This is a genomic window from Aliinostoc sp. HNIBRCY26, from assembly GCF_050235535.1.
Lineage (GTDB): Bacteria > Cyanobacteriota > Cyanobacteriia > Cyanobacteriales > Nostocaceae > Trichormus.
In genome coordinates this window covers 7,111,258-7,128,814 of the sequence record NZ_CP189852.1, presented here as the reverse complement: position 1 = coordinate 7,128,814, position 17,557 = coordinate 7,111,258, and the positions used below count along the sequence as shown (strand labels likewise).

Below are 17,557 nucleotides of genomic sequence, written 5' to 3'. Positions count from 1 at the left end.
CCTTTTTGTGGTTTAATGTCTTTTAACGGCTTATTGTTTGCAGTAAGCAGTGTTATTCATGAACATTGTTCACCCAAAACAAATTAATTTTTAGGCTAAATATAGGCTAATAGCACAGCGATGGAAAATCAGGGTCAAGACAAATATCAACAGGCCTTTGCAGACTTAGAGCCACTTTCATCTACCGACGGCAGCTTTCTCGGCTCAAGTCTGCAAGCACAGCAGCAAAGAGAACACATGAGAGCAAAAGTCTTACAAGAACTAGAAAAAGTAAATCTGCGTTTGAAGTCTGCAAAGACCAAAGTCTCAATTCGGGAATCCAATGGAAGTCTGCAATTAAGAGCAACATTACCAATTAAACCTGGAGATCAGGACACAAAGGGAACTGGGAGAAAGCAATACAATCTCAGTTTAAATATTCCTGCCAATTTAGATGGACTCAAAACGGCTGAGGAGGAAGCCTATGAATTAGGCAAATTAATCGCGCGCAAAACCTTTGAATGGAATGATAAATATTTAGGCAAGGAAGCCACTAAAAAAGATGTAAAAACCATAGGTGATTTATTAGAAAAATTTGCAGAAGAGTATTTTAAAACCCATAAACGCACCACAAAAAGCGAACATACCTTTTTCTATTATTTTTCTCGTACTCAGAGATACACTAATCCTCAAGATTTAGCCACTGCGGAAAATTTGATTAATTCAATAGAAAAAATCGATAAAGAATGGGCTAAATATAATGCAGCTAGAGCCATATCGGCATTTTGTCAGACATTCAACATTGAGATTGATTTATCTCAATATTCCAAAATGCCCGATCGCAATTCCCGCAACCTCCCCACAGATGCAGAAATATTATTAGGAATTACCAAGTTTGAAGAGTATTTAAACACCAGAGGTAATCAAGTTAATCAAGATGTAAAAGATAGCTGGCAACTCTGGCGTTGGACGTATGGAATGTTAGCTGTATTTGGGTTACGTCCTAGAGAAATTTTTATTAATCCTAATATCGATTGGTGGTTAAGTTCAGAGAATGTAGACTTGACTTGGAAGGTAGATAAAGAGTGTAAAACAGGTGAAAGGCAAGCTCTACCTTTACATTTAGAATGGATTGATGAATTTGATTTAAGAAATCCAAAATATTTAGAAATGCTGGCAACAGTAATTAGTAAAAAGGATAAAAGTAATCATGCAGAGATAACAGCTTTAACACAGCGAGTTAGTTGGTGGTTTCGTAAAATTGGCTTAGATTTTAAGCCTTATGATTTACGTCACGCCTGGGCAATTCGCGCGCATATTTTAGGAATACCAATCAAAGCGGCGGCGGATAATTTAGGGCATAGTGTGCAAGTTCACACCCAAACTTATCAGCGTTGGTTCTCGCTAGATATGCGGAAGTTAGCGATTAATCAGGCTTTGACTAAGAGGAATGAAATTGAGGTGATTAGAGAGGAGAATGCAAAGTTGAGGATGGAGAATGAGAGATTGAAGCTGGAGGTTGAGAAGTTAAAAATGGAGTTTGTTTATAAATATAGTTAAATTTATTAAGAAAATTGATGGAGATGGTGCATTGCGTTGTGTGGCAACACACCATACTTTTCTAACTATAGATTATCAGCATTATCAGCAGCTGGTCGCCGACGATATTGTTCCCGAACATCTCTTAATAACTTGGTTTTTGAACCGTTTGGTTCTAATACTTCTATCACTTCCCAAAGTTCGCCCTTGTGCTTAAGGTTAAATACCCAACGAATTTCCTTAACCTCGTCATAAGAAATACCTAGTTTATTTGCCATACGGTCGTGAAGTTGCAATTCTGACTCTTGGATTTCTCCATCAGCAATGGCAATTTCCCAAGCTGCACACAACATTAGGCGATGCTTCAGCCGCTCTTTATCGCTTTGTCTACAAGTTTTTTCTCTATGTTCATTATCGAAAAGAATGCTTGTTTCTATAATTTGGTCAAACGTTTTGCGCTCTTTTACAGCTTTCCAAACAAGAGATTGCTCTTCCTTTCTGATACCAGAGGTAGTTATTAGCCTATCTACCACATCTTTCTCTTGGTCGGCTAATTCACCGTCTATCCAAGCCATCGGTAATGTAGCAATAATAATCTCTGATAAAAACTTACTCATCTTAGCAACTTCTTCTTTATTGCTCCAGTTCGTCAAACCATTGTAAATTCCCAAGGTTGCTACTACTCCTAATCCAACAGGAGCAGCAAGTGTTAGTAATGAGTAGGCTGATGCACTAACAACTATACCCGTTGATACTCCAAAAAAGCCTTGAACAGCAGTCCAAATACTTGCCGGTACAAATAGTGATGAAGCAACGGCTGAAGTTCCAACACCAGCTAATGTTCCTAAAGATGCACCTGTGCCAAAAGAAAGTGTATCTTTTAACCAACTCTCACTATTATTCTTCTTTAATAAATCTGTATTTAACTCTTGATATTCTTGAATGGAGCTTCTACCAATATATAAATTCAATCCATCTAATTCATGATCAAGGTGGTTCTGAAAAGATTTATCAGCAAAGTCTATGCCTTTTTTACTACCGTCTTCATAGATTTTCTGGGTAGAATCATTAATAGTAGTTACAACTTTATGCCAGGAATTACCAAGGATTTTTTTCAAATTCTGAATATCAGCTTCTATCTCATCTAGTCCAGCAAAGTTCTCTTTTTTTAGTCTTTCCAAATAATAACCCTTATTGATAGCAAAAATCGTGTCTAAAATGGCAAGAGCAACTACTATAGCGATAGCAGCCGCAATAGGACTAGTAACAGCACCAATTAAGGGAACGCCAGTCCAAGGTATAAGGGAATAAGCCATAAAAGTCAAAATACTACCAATTGCCAAAAGTCCAGCATTAATAATTTTGCGCTCTTTGGCGGATGAATCGATATCAGAATACAAAATTTTTATCAGGCGAATATAGGAAGGAATTTTAGGTATACGAGTTAAGGTGAAATTAATGACAGTAGCCAATACAGGAACTAAAAGAGCAAAAATGGTAGAAAGGAAAGGTAAAATAGCCTGAATAACAAAGGAAAAAATTATGGGCATAATAAATTATTCCAGATAATACTTGTTTGGAATTTTGTAGACAATATTAATTGTTGTTAGTTTACTACTGCTACTTTCTCTCCATTTTTACGATTCATATATATATCTTGCAATGGAGTAAGGTGATATTATTTACTATAAAAATTTCAGTATTGATCTGCTTCAGAGAATTTCGGTAACTCTACAATTCTTTTTTTTACATGATAATACTAAGCAATTGGTAAGTATTGCGCCTCAGCTTGGTTAAAGTATTTCGTAATTAACATCAATTAACGCTGACGCACCCTACATGATAATTTTTGGGAAAAGAGCGTTAGAGTAGCTTACCGTAGTTATACATGATAAGGATAAAGTTGCAGATGGATGGAGAGGCGATCGCTTTATATATATTTCCATAGATTAGATATTATATTAGTATCGGGTTCTGGTAGTGTCCGTGTCTGCGAAAGACATTGTTTATCAAGCTGTCAAACGAGGACTGCAAAAAGATAGGTGGGTTATCACACATGATCCGCTAGTAGTTGAGCCTGGCAAAGATAAGGTGTCGGCATATAGGGTACTTCAACTAGAATGGACTATTTAATGACGAAAATAAGTTTTGAATTAATTATCAACAAATAAATGCTGAAAAATGTAAGATTAAACAATTACAAAAGCCACAAGAATACACAACTTAATTTCGATAACTCCAGATTACATGCACTTGTAGGTAAAAATAGTGCTGGTAAGACCTCTGTTCTGCAAGCATTATATAACCTATGTAAACTTGCCAATTCAGAGTTTTCTCAAATATTCAAAAAAGACCAATCTCCAAGTTTTATCACCACAATTGGTGAAGAAAATATGTCTGTACTAGCTAGTGGTTTTTGGACACAGGAAGAATCACAATATTCATGGGGTGTTCTTTATACGTTTAGCAAGGAAAACTATGGGGGATGGTTGCCGTCATTAGCATGGAAGATTGATGAAAAAGAAATTACAGGGGAAGGATGGGAACATTTTTCAGGATGGGATAACTCTTTAATAAAATCACCAAGATTAATCCATGATTATTTAAACTATGCTGTTTATCTGAAATTAGTAGCAGGTAATCTTGGCAAAGCAGCTTACAGTGATGAAATTACTCCTAAAGTAGAAACTGATGGTTCTTTCCTATTAGCACCTACTTTAGATTTTTTGCGAGATGAAGCTCCAGAAAAATTTGAATTAATAGAAGAAAAACTTAGTAGAATTGTGCCAAATGTTCGCAGAATTGGCATAAGGCGAGCAAAAGTTCCAGTATCTAGACAACGTTTCATTCAAGCTGATGGTAAGCGAATTTTCTATGAAGAAACCCAAGAAATGACAGGGCAGGAAGTGATATTAGACATGAATACAGGAGAGCGTATTCCAGCCCATGCAATTAGTGAAGGAACAATCTTAACTTTGGGATTACTAACTGTGTTGATGAACCCTAGTCAACCTAATTTAGTTTTACTAGATGATGTGGAACAGGGACTTCACCCCAAAGCTCAACGCGAATTAATGACTGTGTTTAAGGAAATTATTGCAGATAATCCAAATCTACAAATTATTTTTTCTACTCATTCACCATATATTGTTGATGAGCTTGTTCCTTCTCAAGTACATATATTAAATAACAGTAACTCAGGTTTTACAGTTGCTAAACGCTTAGATGAACATCCTGATGTGGAATGGGCAAAGCAAACCTTAACAACTGGTGAATTTTGGGATGCTGAGGGTGAAGAATGGGTTGTGGAAGGAGAAGTGAGTGATTGAGTTCATTGTCATAGTTGAAAGTGGCGCAGATTTTAGAACTGCTACTAAATTAGCCGAGCGTGTTTTATTAGAAAAAGTTAATTGGTTAGAACCTGAGCTAATACAACATATATTTCAATGGAGAGGATTAGAGGAAGAAACAGAATATTCCTGCTGGAGAGACATTCTTAAAATTATTGATGATGCCAAAGAGAAACTAAAATATAAACCTTCAAGATTTCTGGGTCATGATAGTAATAGTTTGCCGTTCAAAGCTGATGGAGCAGCATCTATTAAGGTTCTTAATTTAATTAGGTTTTTGCAAAGAACACGACAAATTAAAGCTATTTTATTGATACGTGATTTAGATAACCAACCAGAACGTAGAGAAGGACTTGAACAAGCACGTTCTCAACATATTGAACTACAACCAAAACTGGAAGTTATAATTGGTACAGCTAACCCAAAACGTGAAGCATGGGTTTTAAATGGATTTATTCCTTCTAATCAGCAAGAAGAACAACTTTTAGAAGCAATCAGAACTAAACTGAGTTTTGATCCTTGCATAGATTCACACAGACTACGCTCTACTTCACAGGAAGAACCTGAGCGAATTAGGAATCCGAAAGTAGTAGTTGAACAACTAACAGGTAATAAGATGGAACGTGAATGTCTGTGCTGGGAAGATACCAGTTTAGAAATTTTACGTGAAAGAGGTGTGCATACTGGATTGCAAAACTATATTTGTGAAGTTGAGCAATACTTGACTTTAATTATAGGATGATGAGGTTGGAAGACAAGCGATCACGCAACAGAACAAAGATAAATTTACAGGTATATGGACAGGCGATCGCTTGTTTCTAATCATGAATTCCTTGAGATAAAATACCTAAAATTTTATGGTTCTCCCAGAGTAGTTATGATATCCCTCTTCTGTCACTTTCCGAGATAAGCAAGTAGTTCAGAAGCTAAATCATCCAGAAGCATAAGAGGGTTTAAATTGATTCATTGCAGCAATTAAATGATTGAATCCCAATAATAAATGTGAATTAGGGAAAATGCTTAACCAGGGATAAATTAACCAAAATAGTAAAAGTGGTTGGATAATGAGACGTAGATTATTTAAAGTATTCTTCCATCCAGATTCGTGGTTCCATTGTGGATGATTAGAAAAATCAACATCCTTATTTTCTGGTGTCTCAGTTTCAAATTGACAAGGTTGATTTAAACATAAGAAGGCTGGAGAATTTAAACTAATCATCGTATAAACACTAAAAATAATCTCCCACCATCTCTCAATATGTTGAAAATTAGTGAAACGGTAATCTGTCCAGCCTAGTTCCTACTTACACTGTCGAAACCCATATTCAACCCAGGTTCTTAATCCATATAAATCGCCTAAAGTCTTCTTCAAATTCCCTTGAAGGTTAGTCATCACGAAGGAGGTAGAATTTTCTGGCATGGTTTCTGGGTCAGTAGTTATTTCCCAGTAAGTTATAGCTCTTTTTTTACCATAGATTATTTCTCTAATGTATCTAGTCTCTGATTTTTGATTGCTAAATGTTCTTTTAAATTTACACCACTTATTCGCTCTAACGCTTTGCCCTGAAGGCAACCAGACTCCATGATTACTTCTGATTGATACTACATAGCCTAAGTTATATTCAGCTATTTTTCTAATAAATTGGCTACTTTCACCATACAAACTATCAGCCAATACTAATTCAATATTGAAGCCTGATTCCATTAATTCTGTAATTATTTCTGATGCTAACTCTATTTTAGTTTTATATTTATCTGACTCCTTTAATGTTCCTTTTGGTTTAAATACTTTAAATATTAAGGGAAAAGTTATGTTAGCGTAAACTCCATAGGCGTTGACTGAAACTATCCCATTATCTACTTTCCCCACGCTTCCTAAATATTGTCTAGCTACATAATCTGTCTTTTTACCTTTTTTTCTGTCTCCTGTTTCATCTATTACTACCGTAATTGCTTGACCATTTAATTCTCTTTTTATTTTCTCTAATCTTCGCCTCTTCAACTCATTTACTGACCAGTCTGAATTGGCTATAAAATGATGTAATGATTGGGCTGAGTTTATACTTACTACTTTCGCTATCTCTGGTAATGATTTTCTTTTAATAGGAGAAATTATCCCTAAGTGTAAATATTTAAAACATTCATAATTTCTTACTTCTTTGAACAGGCCTTTGTACTCTGCACAATATTCATCTACGAGCGCAACTGTGGGCTGTGCATCTCTTGCCAAATGTTTCAGGATTTGTAATTCTACATCCATTGCCCTGCTTACCTTCCAGAGTTTTTTCTTTTAATCCTTTTATTTAGATTACTCGGAAAGTGACATAAGAGGGATAAATTAATAATAAAAACAGGCTAAGGATATTGATTTAGCAAGATTCTAGCAATACAAAATAGGAGATTTAATAAAAATACTATTTATTTGTTTGAATTCTTTGCTATGTAATCATTTAAGTAGAACGACTTGAAAAAACCAAACTATGTGAAGTAATGTAAAAAGTTTGGAATCTAGTTCGTAGTAAGGACTTCAGTCCTTATCATAGGACTAAAGTCCTCACTACAAACCTTGAAATATTTACACCGTTCTACTTAAGCTGTTAATAAATATTAACTTAACATAGCTAGTCTAGAAGAGCCAATTTTATTTATTTCTTTAATATAAGAATTGTTCATATCAAATAAAAAATCAGCACATTCCAGCTTTAAAAACTTCCAAATATCGCCTGTTGTAACTGCGCTTCTTCATCAATATTAATATTAAAATCTTTTTTAAACTTAGTTAAAGTAAAGTCACTATAGACCATTGGAATCACTTCATAGTTTAGGATAGCAATTTTGATTTAGATATTGGCAAATATTAACCATGTTGAACTACCTAAACTAACATTCCGAGAACTGCTTTTACAACCGGGAGAGGATAATCAAGTTGATAAAGATGCAACCCAGGCTTTAGTCGAGATGTGCGATTTCAGATTAGACTTACGTATAAAACAAAGTCTTGTATAATTTGCAACATTACATCCGGCGATTTCCCAAAGCTTTGTGATAAGAATTTGCTACAGTTAGTATTTTAGGTTGCAGGAACATAAAAGTGAAGATTTAATAGATTTATCTTTTGCATCCCTAAGCAACCAATATCACCTGACTATCATTAATTTTAGTGAGAACTACATGGCAATTTTACTAACTACACTCTACACGCAATGTAAGCCTGAGCGCGCTCAAGAATTTTTAACTTGTCTGGAGAGAAACCTTGCACATCCTTACATTGAGGCGGTGAAGGTTTTTTTAGAACTAAAAGAAGATTCAGATTATGGTTACTTGGATGGATTTTACCACGATAAACTAGAAATCATTCCTGTGCATCATCGTTCTACTTATGCTGAGTTGATCGAGGTGGCAAATAATTGGGGAAATGATAAAGTAGGCATTATTGTTAATGGTGATATTTATTTTGATGAAAACAGTGCTTTAGAACGTGCTGAAGATATTACTAAAGAAGAATTTTGGACTCTGTCTCGATATGAACCAACCAAAGATGGTGGTTGGAAACTTTTCCACATTGCTACGGCTGGCGCGCATGACTGTTGGATTTTTAGAACTCCACTAGCTCCCTTTAAAAATAATTATCAACTCGGTATTCAAGGCTGCGATTTATTCATAGCTCAACGAGCAATTGAGGCAGGCTTTAAAGTCTTAAATCCATGTCTTAGCATATTTCCCCGACATTTGCATCAAGTAGCGGGAGTACGCAATCATAAACTTGATCCGATTCGCAAAACTAATTATTGGCATGATCCAGAATATGCTCCATTGGGTACGCAAACTTATAGCTCAAAACCTTGTTCACTCGAACGCCGAGCTTATCTCTCAACTCGTTCACCAATGTATTTGGGTATGAGTTTAGTTGGACGTTGGTTATTGCCTATATACAGATTTGAGCCTATCAAAAATAAACTCGATGCTTTAAGAGGACACGGACGCACACATAATGCTAAAGCAAAAGTAAAATAGGTAATTATTTCATCAAAAAGGTTCAGGAGGAAAAAACACTTTGTCTATGTTTCCTCCGTTACAGATGAAAATATCAGCCAAGTCAGCTCAGTCTTACTGCTGCAAACCTCATCAATGGGTAAATTGCGATCGCCTACATTGTGTACTTTATCCGTTAGCGTATCTTATCGTAGCGATCGCCGATGGTGTGTCTTTTGTGCTATCAATCTTTGGATAACCAAGAAACATAGACAACAAAAGACATTTTCAGAGATATTACATCATCCCCAATAGTTCAATCACTTCAGATAAATGATTCCTAACTTTGTACAAGTTTAGTAATTTCTCTTAGTCATATCTTTTCGGGTAGTCCAAGCGTCTACCCTCAAAAGTCACCCTCAACAATGCTGACTGTTCCGGTGTCAGTGTTCCCATTTGATCTAGAATCTCAGTCATTATCTGTAATTGGTCAAAGGTAGGACGGATTAACCCTCTTCTTTCCTCTAACTGTTGCAGGGCTAAAGCTGGAAACGCCATCAGGGTAGTGAGGTAACTTGTCTTTTGTCCACCTGTTCCCGTAGGTCGTAATCCATACCGTTTAACCAACAGGCTTAATTCTGGAATCGTTAACAATTCCAACTCTTGACGTGAAAACACCATAAAATAGTATTGCCCTTTTTTAAAAGTGGTATCGGTGGTTTACAGTTTTCCAGACACATAGACCACCGATTTAACAGTCTAATCGATTGCATACAATCAATTCAACCGATATTTATATTTATATATAAATGCCTAACCCCAAAGGAACACCTGAAAATTTAGAACCAGGAATACGGAAAGGAGAAGAACCCATGACGGCTAATCTCAGTTTTCGCGTCACCGAATCAATGAAGCAAGCGGTACAAGCACAAGATGACCCCGCACAGTTTTGCAGAGATGCAATACGGAAAGCTTTAGACGAAAGTAGCAACCAATAGCAAGTAGGGTGCGTCAGCATTAACTAATTTTCATGATGAATATAGTTTACCCAGGCTGACGCACCCTACAGAACTGCTGTAAATTTAGTAATATTTTTACATATAATAATTAGCTAAAATATTAGTTATTAATGAGCAATTAAATATGGTAAACAATTGGGCTATATATTTCACTCTTCTTATATGTTGGCTTCTCTTGCCCATGATGTATGTAAATAGTAAATATAATCTTTATGCAAGAATGAAAATATGGTGGAAGCAAAAGGATAAATCAGGTATTGTTATACCGTCAATATTCTTCTTCGTCTTACCTTTTTTAATTTTAAGTATCTTGCAAAATATTGAAAATATTTACAAAAACAATAATTACTTATTAGAGAATCAGGTAATAGAAATAATACTAAAAATTATACCAATAACAACTATTGGCACATTTATTTTACAACTAGTTAACGAAAGAGAGAAAGTTCAGTCGGCAAAAGATAGTTTAGCACTTGAAATGTATGATAATTACCTTGCTGTTCATAAAATATACTTTATGCTTCAAGCTTCTCAGTCAGATGTAGTACATATAAATGTGTTTGGAAATCCGATTCAAGACATGAAAATTCTTTGGTCTGATAGCGCATATAAGCAAAGTATACAAGCACTTGTAAAAACGGAAAAAAACGTATATATAAGGTTAAGTGAAATTTATGGAAATGCTAGTTTGATTATTAATAGACATATTAATGATCCGCAGTGTAGCAACTATTGGCAGGCCTCCTTAAATAGTACACTCATGACAACAATATCTATATTACTTTCTCATATTCAAGAAGGTGTAATTGCTTTAAACAATAAATCCGAGACTGGCTTATTTGTATTGAATGAAGTAACCAATGCACATTGATAGCAACTAACCAGTAATATATAAGCGATCGCCTAACCACCACAAATTAATCTAAAATAATATCAACAAAAATAGTTTTTCATTTTACAATTTTCATATAGCCGAAATCTAACCAAAACCCAAAAACCAGACCCGATAAGAGTTATATTGTCTTAAGCAGCAAAAATATATTGTTCTCAGATAACCCTACAACCTGAATTTAGGCTAAAAATAGACTCTTTTTTCTCCCACTACCAAAAAACCTTACCTCATCTGACATCTGCACCCCATCGCTAGGTTCGGAGTAATCCCAAGAGTGCATTTGACGGAAGGGAAGACCCATCTTTTGGAAGACGTACTTCTCTTTAATACCAGAAGCGATTAAATCAGGCTTCTTAGCTTTAACGAACTCTTCAAATTCGTATGCGGTAACGTCATCGTAAATGATGGTGGCGTTATCGATGTAGTGGGTGGTACGTTTGTAGTCGTCGTTGTGGGCGAACTCGTAACCTGTACCAACAACTTTGATACCCAAGTCTTCAAACGCGGGAACAACGTGACGAGGACGTAGACCACCTACGTACAACATTACGGTGTTACCTTCCAAACGAGGACGGTACTTCTCAAGTACAGCATTCATTACTGGTGTGTACTTAGCAATTACCTTCTCAGCGTTTTCTTGAATCTTGGAATCAAATTTAGCTGCGATTTCACGTAAAGAAGCAGCAATCTTGGTGGGGCCGAAGAAGTTGAACTCCATCCAAGGCATACCGTAAGCTTCTTCCAAGCTACGGCAGATGTAGTTCATAGAACGGTAGCAGTGGATCAGAACTAACTTAGCAGCAGGCCCTTGGATTAACTCGTTGAGTGTACCATCACCAGACCACTGAGCTACTACACGTAAGCCCATTTCTTCCAACAGCATCCGGCTAGCCCAAGCATCACCACCGATGTTGTAGTCACCGATTAATGCTACGTCATAGGGGCTTGGCTCGAAGTCAATTTTGTTTTCTTTCTTAGCCTTGTCAAATTGTGGGAAGATCCAGTCACGGATAGCGTCGTTAGCAATGTGGTGTCCTAAAGACTGAGACACACCACGGAAACCTTCGCAACGTAGGGGTACAACTGGCTTACCAATTTGCTTAGAAGTTTTCTTAGCAACAGCTTCGATGTCATCCCCAATTAGACCGATGGGACATTCAGATTGAATGGAAACACCACGGTTGAGGGGGAACAGAACGTCGAGTTCTTCGATGAGTTTAGTGAGTTTTTTGTCACCACCGAATACGATGTCGCGTTCTTGGAAGTCGGAGGTGAAGTGCATAGTACCAAAGGAGTTGATACCTGTTACACCTACGTAGTAGTTACGACGACCAGACCAAGACCAGTAACCGCAACCTACAGGCCCGTGGCTGATGTGGATCATGTCCTTAATAGGACCCCAAACCACACCTTTAGAACCTGCATAAGCACAACCACGAGCGGTCATTACACCAGGAACGGATTTGATGTTAGACTTAACGCCGCAGTCAGATTTGCCTTCTTCGTGAACGTTGAGGTGTTTTTCGCGTTTTTTGCGAGATTTTTCGGGATAAGCTTGGAGAACTTCTTTAATAAGTTCTTTATTTTCATCTAAAAGATTCTGGTTTTCTGGAGGTGTCATAGTCTGCCTCAATGACTCTTACGAATGGAGAAATAGAACGGATATAGGGAGAAGGGAGGGGGAGAAGTGGGGAAGGGAGAGTGGGAAGGGGAATTACTTCCGCATCTTCCTTTCTCCGTGTCTCCTAATTACGGCATGACCTATTTAGCTGTAGCGGGCTTACCGATGATTTCAGCGTGCTTGGTGTCGTCGTCTAATAGACCGTATTCGATCAACAGAGCTTCTAATTCATCCATTTCCATTGGAGTAGGAATGGTGAGTTTGTCGTTGTTGATGATCTTCTTAGCTAATGCGCGGTACTCTTGACCTTGGTTGCTGTCTGGTGCGTATTCGTTAACGGTCATACGACGCAATTCAGCGTGTTGAACGATGTTGTCGCGGGGTACGAAGTGAATCATTTGGGTGTTCAAACGTTCAGCCAAGTTCATGATTAACTCGTCTTCACGGTCAACTTTACGGCTGTTACAGATCAAACCACCTAAGCGTACACCGCCGGAGTGAGCATATTTCAAAATACCGCGAGCGATGTTGTTTGCAGCGTACATCGCCATCATTTCACCGGAGGTAACGATGTAGATTTCTTGTGCTTTACCTTCACGGATAGGCATAGCGAAACCACCACACACAACGTCACCCAATACGTCGTAAGATACGAAGTCTAGGTCTGTGTAAGCACCGTTTTCTTCTAGGAAGTTAATAGCGGTGATGATACCACGACCAGCGCAACCTACACCGGGTTCTGGACCACCAGATTCTACGCACTTAACACCACGGAAACCGGTCAGCATTACTTCTTCGAGTTCGAGGTCTTCTACTGCACCGCGTTCAGCAGCCAAGTGTAATACTGTGGTTTGAGCTTTGGAGTGGAGCATCAAACGGGTGGAGTCAGCTTTAGGGTCGCATCCTACGATCATGATGCGTTGACCCATTTCTGCCATAGCTGCGAGGGTGTTTTGGGAGGTGGTAGATTTACCGATACCGCCTTTACCGTAGAAAGCTATCTGTCTAATGTTTTCGTCAGTCATTGTTCTCTTTTCCTGCTAGTGTTGGTTAGTTGGTCGGTCTTTGTGTTTGGATCTCACGCCTGTTGAGCTATGGCTGTGAGGTTTGGTAGAACGTCGCCGAAGGGGGGCGATCGCTCTACGGAAAACAAGCTAGAATTTGTACTCATGATCGTTCGTTATGTAGTTGTGAAAGTTCTTGATTTAGTCCAGAGTCAATAGTCCAAAGTCCAAAGCTATGTATTTTTCACTATTGACTATTGACTGTTGACTGTTGACTCTTTTACTAGACTGCTTCTACTACTAGAGTGGGGCTGACGCGATCGCGTAATCTTGATTCAACTGCTATCTTTAATGTGGCTGTAGAGCTGGCACAAGAACCACACGCGCCTTGCAGCACTACTTTGACAATATCACCGTCTAAATCGTAGAGTTCTACATCTCCACCATCGGCTATCAAGACGGGTCTAACTTCTTCATCTAATACTTTTTGGATGAGGGCAATCTTTTGGACGTTGGTTAAGGGTCGTTTTTGCCCAAAATTAGGTATTTTCTCTGCCGGATTTGCGCTATTTGTGTTGAGATTCGTTACGGCGTTCTTTTCCTTTACATCTTTAATGATATCATCAATCTTAGCGAGACAGGAACCGCATCCGCCACCAGCTTTGATGTAATTTGTTACTTGTTCCGCACTGGTAAGGTTATTTTCGATAACGACGCGACGAACTTTGTTTTCACTAACACCAAAGCAAGTGCAAACTAACGCCCCTTCATCATCGTCATCATGGGCAGCCAGAGGAATGCCACGATAGTTATAGATAGCAGCTTCTAGAGCTTCTTGCCCCATCACAGAGCAGTGCATTTTGGCTTCTGGCAAGCCACCGAGGTAATTAGCAATGTCTTTATTTGTTACTTTCAGAGCTTCATCTAAGGTCAAACCCTTAATCATTTCGGTTAAGGCACTTGAAGAAGCGATCGCACTGGTGCAACCAAAAGTTTGGAAGCGAGAGTCCAGAATTTTATCAGTTGCGACTTCAACTTTGATGTGCAATCTCAGCGCATCACCGCAGGCAATACTCCCTACTTCACCGGTGGCAACCTTCACGCCAGGTTCGCCGTTTTCTTCGATGACTCCCTGATTCTTGGGATCATAAAACAGTTCTAATACTTTATCTGTGTAGTCCCACATGGCCTATTTTGGATTTTAGATTTTGGATTTTGGATTGCTGTAATGGGCATCGGGCATTGGGCATCGGGCATTGGGCATTGGTAATTATTTCTATTCCCCATTCCCTATGCCCCATTCCCCATTCCCCAGTCCCTAATTAACGATGAGCCAATGTTTGTTCTTGTGCTTGCAGCCAACCCGCTTCATCATTTTTGAAGGGCGAGAGAGCGCGGAGACGTTCGACAATTTCGGGCATGACTTCGATGACGCGATCGATTTCAGCTTCCGTAGTGTAGCGGCAAAGACTGAAGCGAATCGAACCGTGGAGGGTGGTGTATGGTAAACCCATTGCCCGGAGGACGTGGGACGGTTCGAGTGACCCAGAGGTACAAGCCGAACCAGAGGAGGCACAGATGCCATATTTATTTAATAAGAGCAGGATTGCTTCGCCTTCAATGTATTTAAATCCGATGTTAGTGGTGTTAGGCAATCTCTGCGTAATGTCACCATTAACTTCACACTCAGGAATCTTAGCGAGTAAGGTTTGTTCTAGGCGATCGCGCAGCCGTTTTTCTCTCTTAGTCGCTTCTTCTAAATGCAGCATTTCTAACTCTGCTGCTTTCCCTAAGCCGACGATTCCTGGTACGTTCTCTGTACCTGCTCGTCGGCCTCTTTCTTGGTGTCCACCAAGCAGTAAGGGACGAAATCTCACGCCACGGCGCACATATAATGCACCAATGCCTTTGGGTGCGTGGATTTTGTGACCAGACATAGTTAACATATCTATGGTACTGGTCTTCATGTTCAGAGGTATCTTACCTACTGCTTGCACTGCGTCTACATGAAAAATCGCGCCCTTATCCTTCACCCGCATCCCAATCTGCTCAATGGGGAATACAGTTCCAGTTTCGTTGTTGGCATACATAATCGTTACCAGGGCGGTGTTACCTGTCAATGAGGCTTCTAGTTCATCTAGATCCAATTGCCCCTGACGATTTACAGACAGATATGTAACACTATAGCCTTGGGTTTCTAATTGTTTGCAGACATTGAGGACTGCGGGGTGTTCAACTTGGGTGGTGATGATGTGGCGTTTTTCGGGTTGGGCTAACAAGGCGGCGCGAATCGCCGCATTATCACCTTCAGTTCCACAACTTGTAAACACAATTTCCGATTCATCAGCACCTAATAGGGCTGCAACTTGTTCTCTTGCTGTTCTCACTGCCTTGGCCAGTTGCCCGCCGAAGGTGTGCATACTAGAAGGATTACCGTAATATTCGGTCAAGTAGGGCATGATAGCCTCTACAACTGCTGGGTCTACCTTAGTGGTAGCATTATTATCCAAATAAATAACACTCATGTTTATACCCCTAAGATTTCACCCTGATGCTTTTGTAATTGTTCGGAATATTTCTGAGAATAGAAGTTATAGCTATCAAATATAATAAAGGTTGTGTCTATGGGTTGTTATGGAAAGTTGGGGTTACGCCAGAGTTAGTTCTGAGGAGCAGCAAGCAGATAAAGGTGCGTTACGTAAGCAAATCGAACGCTTGCAGAATGCTGGCTGTGCAAAGGTATACTGGGATATTCAATCACGAACAACCGAAGTCAGGGAAGGGCTACAACAATTAATTCATGATTTGCAGACATCTCCAACAGGTAAGGTTAAATCTCTGCAATTCACTCGGATTGACCGGATTGGTTCATCATCGCGGTTGTTTTATTCATTGTTGGAGGTATTACGATCTAGAGGGATTAAATTAATCGCACTGGATCAAGGAGTTGACCCTGACAGTCTCGGCGGGGAATTAACAATTGATATGTTACTTGCTGCTGCCAAATTTGAGGTCAGAATGGTGACGGAGAGATTAAAAAGTGAACGTCGTCATCGGGTAACTCAAGGAAAAAGCCACCGAGTTGCGCCATTGGGATACCGTATCAATAAAGATAAATATGTCCGCGATGAATCACCATGTGTTTGTTTACTAGAAGGACGCAGGGAATTAGCTGTATCTGACCTAGCTAGATATATTTTTCAAACTTTTTTTGAGTGTGGTTCAGTTGCAGCGACGGTGCGTAAATTGCACTCAGATTTTGGCATAGAAACAAAAGCTTTAAATTGGCATCAGTTAGAAAAATCTGCACAAATTGTCAGCGATGATGATTTAGATAAAATTGTATTTACTCCCAAGACAACTAATCATCCCCTGCGTTATCCGTGGTCTGGTTTAAGATGGTCAATCCCAGGTTTAAAAGCATTATTAGTCAACCCTGTTTACGCTGGGGGACTGCCTTTTGATACTTACGTTAAATCCAAGGGAAAACGCAAAAATTTTGATGAATGGAAAGTGAAATGGGGAACTCACGATGATGAGGCAATTATCACCTATGACGAACACGAACGCATCAAACAGATTATTCGAGGTAATCGCAATAATCGATGGAATGCTAGAGAAGATAGTGAAGTCAACCCATTTTCTAATTTACTGAAATGCGCTCATTGCGGTGGCTCAATGACACGCCATGCCAAACGAGTAGATAAGAATGGACAAGCTACCTACTATTATCAGTGTCGTTTGTATAAGGCTGGTAATTGTCATAATAAAAATATGATTTCATCAAAAATATTAGACATCCAAGTAATGGATTTACTAGCACAAGAAGCTGAACGATTAGGCAACTTGGTAGAAACAGATGAGCAACCCATTATAGAAGAACCCCCAGAAGTCAAAACTCTCCGCGCATCGCTGAATAATTTGGAAACATTACCACCAAGTTTAGCGATTGAACAAATCAAAAATGACCTCAAAGAACAAATTGCGATCGCACTGGGAGCAACCAATAATATCTCTAAACAATCTCTGATTGCTAAGGAAAGAATTATCCAGGCTTTTGCTCATAAAAGCTACTGGCAAGGACTCAATGCCCAAGATAAACGGGTAATCCTCAATGGTTGCGTGAAAAAAATCTCCGTAGATGGCAATTTTGTTACAGCCATTGAGTATCGTTACTAGTC

The 17,557-nt window shown here is 38.8% G+C and carries 15 protein-coding genes and 1 pseudogene; 9 read left to right on the top strand and 7 right to left on the bottom strand.

Translation table 11 applies throughout. The features are described 5' to 3' along the window. Nucleotides 1–120: 120 nt before the first annotated feature. Entirely contained in the window at nt 121–1,539 is a 1,419-nt protein-coding gene (locus tag ACQFX9_RS30120) for a site-specific integrase (protein WP_427160146.1), read from the top strand. A 65-nt stretch (nt 1,540–1,604) separates the two neighbouring features. Here the strand turns inward: ACQFX9_RS30120 and ACQFX9_RS30115 are convergent, their stop codons facing one another. Continuing rightward, nucleotides 1,605–3,068, bottom strand: a complete 1,464-nt coding sequence (locus ACQFX9_RS30115; RefSeq protein WP_427160145.1) for a TerB family tellurite resistance protein — start codon at nt 3,066–3,068, stop codon at nt 1,605–1,607. A 430-nt stretch (nt 3,069–3,498) separates the two neighbouring features. Between ACQFX9_RS30115 and ACQFX9_RS30110 the strand changes: the two genes are divergently transcribed. Genes ACQFX9_RS30110 through ACQFX9_RS30100 form a run of 3 tightly spaced genes read left to right on the top strand, consistent with a single transcriptional unit; the run spans nt 3,499 to nt 5,610 of the window. After that, nucleotides 3,499–3,651: an element excision factor XisH family protein gene (locus tag ACQFX9_RS30110; protein WP_427160144.1), complete on the top strand. Its 153-nt coding sequence runs from the start codon at nt 3,499–3,501 to the stop codon at nt 3,649–3,651. Between the two features lie 38 nt (nt 3,652–3,689). Further along, nucleotides 3,690–4,847, top strand: a complete 1,158-nt coding sequence (locus ACQFX9_RS30105) for an AAA family ATPase (RefSeq protein ID WP_427160143.1) — start codon at nt 3,690–3,692, stop codon at nt 4,845–4,847. Beyond that, on the top strand, nt 4,840–5,610 hold the full coding sequence (locus ACQFX9_RS30100) for a hypothetical protein (RefSeq protein WP_427160142.1): 771 nt from the start codon (nt 4,840–4,842) through the stop codon (nt 5,608–5,610). Before ACQFX9_RS30105 ends, ACQFX9_RS30100 begins: the two co-directional genes overlap by 8 nt. 189 nt (nt 5,611–5,799) lie before the next feature. Here ACQFX9_RS30100 and ACQFX9_RS30095 read toward each other — a convergent pair. Beyond that, nucleotides 5,800–7,128 (bottom strand): annotated as a pseudogene (locus ACQFX9_RS30095) (IS701 family transposase). A 911-nt stretch (nt 7,129–8,039) separates the two neighbouring features. On the opposite strand from ACQFX9_RS30095, the gene ACQFX9_RS30090 reads away from it, so the two are divergent. After that, on the top strand, nt 8,040–8,882 hold the full coding sequence (locus tag ACQFX9_RS30090) for a hypothetical protein (protein WP_427160141.1): 843 nt from the start codon (nt 8,040–8,042) through the stop codon (nt 8,880–8,882). Between the two features lie 40 nt (nt 8,883–8,922). After that, nucleotides 8,923–9,099: a hypothetical protein gene (locus ACQFX9_RS30085; RefSeq protein WP_427160140.1), complete on the top strand. Its 177-nt coding sequence runs from the start codon at nt 8,923–8,925 to the stop codon at nt 9,097–9,099. 110 nt (nt 9,100–9,209) lie between these two features. On the opposite strand, the gene ACQFX9_RS30080 is transcribed toward ACQFX9_RS30085, so the two are convergent. After that, nucleotides 9,210–9,521, bottom strand: a complete 312-nt coding sequence (locus ACQFX9_RS30080; protein ID WP_427160139.1) for a hypothetical protein — start codon at nt 9,519–9,521, stop codon at nt 9,210–9,212. A 128-nt stretch (nt 9,522–9,649) separates the two neighbouring features. On the opposite strand from ACQFX9_RS30080, the gene ACQFX9_RS30075 reads away from it, so the two are divergent. Together ACQFX9_RS30075 and ACQFX9_RS30070 are read left to right on the top strand one after the other, a co-directional pair. Further along, nucleotides 9,650–9,838 (top strand): hypothetical protein, encoded by a 189-nt coding sequence (locus tag ACQFX9_RS30075; RefSeq protein ID WP_427160138.1) that lies wholly within the window; start codon nt 9,650–9,652, stop codon nt 9,836–9,838. Between the two features lie 145 nt (nt 9,839–9,983). Then, nucleotides 9,984–10,730, top strand: a complete 747-nt coding sequence (locus ACQFX9_RS30070) for a hypothetical protein (protein WP_427160137.1) — start codon at nt 9,984–9,986, stop codon at nt 10,728–10,730. A gap of 199 nt (nt 10,731–10,929) precedes the next feature. Here the strand turns inward: ACQFX9_RS30070 and nifD are convergent, their stop codons facing one another. From nifD to nifS, 4 genes are all read right to left on the bottom strand, one after another. Then, nucleotides 10,930–12,372 carry a nitrogenase molybdenum-iron protein alpha chain gene (gene nifD, locus ACQFX9_RS30065; RefSeq protein WP_427160136.1) on the bottom strand — a complete coding sequence of 481 codons (1,443 nt, stop codon included), beginning with the start codon at nt 12,370–12,372 and terminating at the stop codon, nt 10,930–10,932. A 140-nt stretch (nt 12,373–12,512) separates the two neighbouring features. Continuing rightward, nucleotides 12,513–13,397 (bottom strand): nitrogenase iron protein, encoded by an 885-nt coding sequence (nifH, locus tag ACQFX9_RS30060; RefSeq protein WP_427160135.1) that lies wholly within the window; start codon nt 13,395–13,397, stop codon nt 12,513–12,515. Between the two features lie 262 nt (nt 13,398–13,659). Next, a complete protein-coding gene (gene nifU, locus ACQFX9_RS30055) occupies nt 13,660–14,562 on the bottom strand; it encodes a Fe-S cluster assembly protein NifU (RefSeq protein ID WP_427160134.1) in 903 nt (300 codons plus the stop codon). 136 nt (nt 14,563–14,698) lie between these two features. Further along, a complete protein-coding gene (nifS, locus tag ACQFX9_RS30050) occupies nt 14,699–15,901 on the bottom strand; it encodes a cysteine desulfurase NifS (RefSeq protein ID WP_427160133.1) in 1,203 nt (400 codons plus the stop codon). Between the two features lie 109 nt (nt 15,902–16,010). Between nifS and xisF the strand changes: the two genes are divergently transcribed. Beyond that, nucleotides 16,011–17,555 (top strand): fdxN element excision recombinase XisF, encoded by a 1,545-nt coding sequence (xisF, locus tag ACQFX9_RS30045; RefSeq protein ID WP_427160132.1) that lies wholly within the window; start codon nt 16,011–16,013, stop codon nt 17,553–17,555. The last annotated feature ends 2 nt before the right edge of the window (nt 17,556–17,557 follow it).

Excerpts from the sequence above, each read along its gene's own strand:
- ACQFX9_RS30120 (WP_427160146.1), top strand. The coding sequence starts at position 121 with ATGGAAAATCAGGGTCAAGACAAATATCAACAGGCCTTTGCAGACTTA.
- ACQFX9_RS30115 (WP_427160145.1), bottom strand. The coding sequence starts at position 3,068 with ATGCCCATAATTTTTTCCTTTGTTATTCAGGCTATTTTACCTTTCCTT.
- ACQFX9_RS30105 (WP_427160143.1), top strand. The coding sequence starts at position 3,690 with ATGCTGAAAAATGTAAGATTAAACAATTACAAAAGCCACAAGAATACA.
- ACQFX9_RS30090 (WP_427160141.1), top strand. The coding sequence starts at position 8,040 with ATGGCAATTTTACTAACTACACTCTACACGCAATGTAAGCCTGAGCGC.
- ACQFX9_RS30080 (WP_427160139.1), bottom strand. The coding sequence starts at position 9,521 with ATGGTGTTTTCACGTCAAGAGTTGGAATTGTTAACGATTCCAGAATTA.
- ACQFX9_RS30075 (WP_427160138.1), top strand. The coding sequence starts at position 9,650 with ATGCCTAACCCCAAAGGAACACCTGAAAATTTAGAACCAGGAATACGG.
- ACQFX9_RS30070 (WP_427160137.1), top strand. The coding sequence starts at position 9,984 with ATGGTAAACAATTGGGCTATATATTTCACTCTTCTTATATGTTGGCTT.
- nifD (WP_427160136.1), bottom strand. The coding sequence starts at position 12,372 with ATGACACCTCCAGAAAACCAGAATCTTTTAGATGAAAATAAAGAACTT.
- nifH (WP_427160135.1), bottom strand. The coding sequence starts at position 13,397 with ATGACTGACGAAAACATTAGACAGATAGCTTTCTACGGTAAAGGCGGT.
- nifU (WP_427160134.1), bottom strand. The coding sequence starts at position 14,562 with ATGTGGGACTACACAGATAAAGTATTAGAACTGTTTTATGATCCCAAG.
- nifS (WP_427160133.1), bottom strand. The coding sequence starts at position 15,901 with ATGAGTGTTATTTATTTGGATAATAATGCTACCACTAAGGTAGACCCA.
- xisF (WP_427160132.1), top strand. The coding sequence starts at position 16,011 with ATGGAAAGTTGGGGTTACGCCAGAGTTAGTTCTGAGGAGCAGCAAGCA.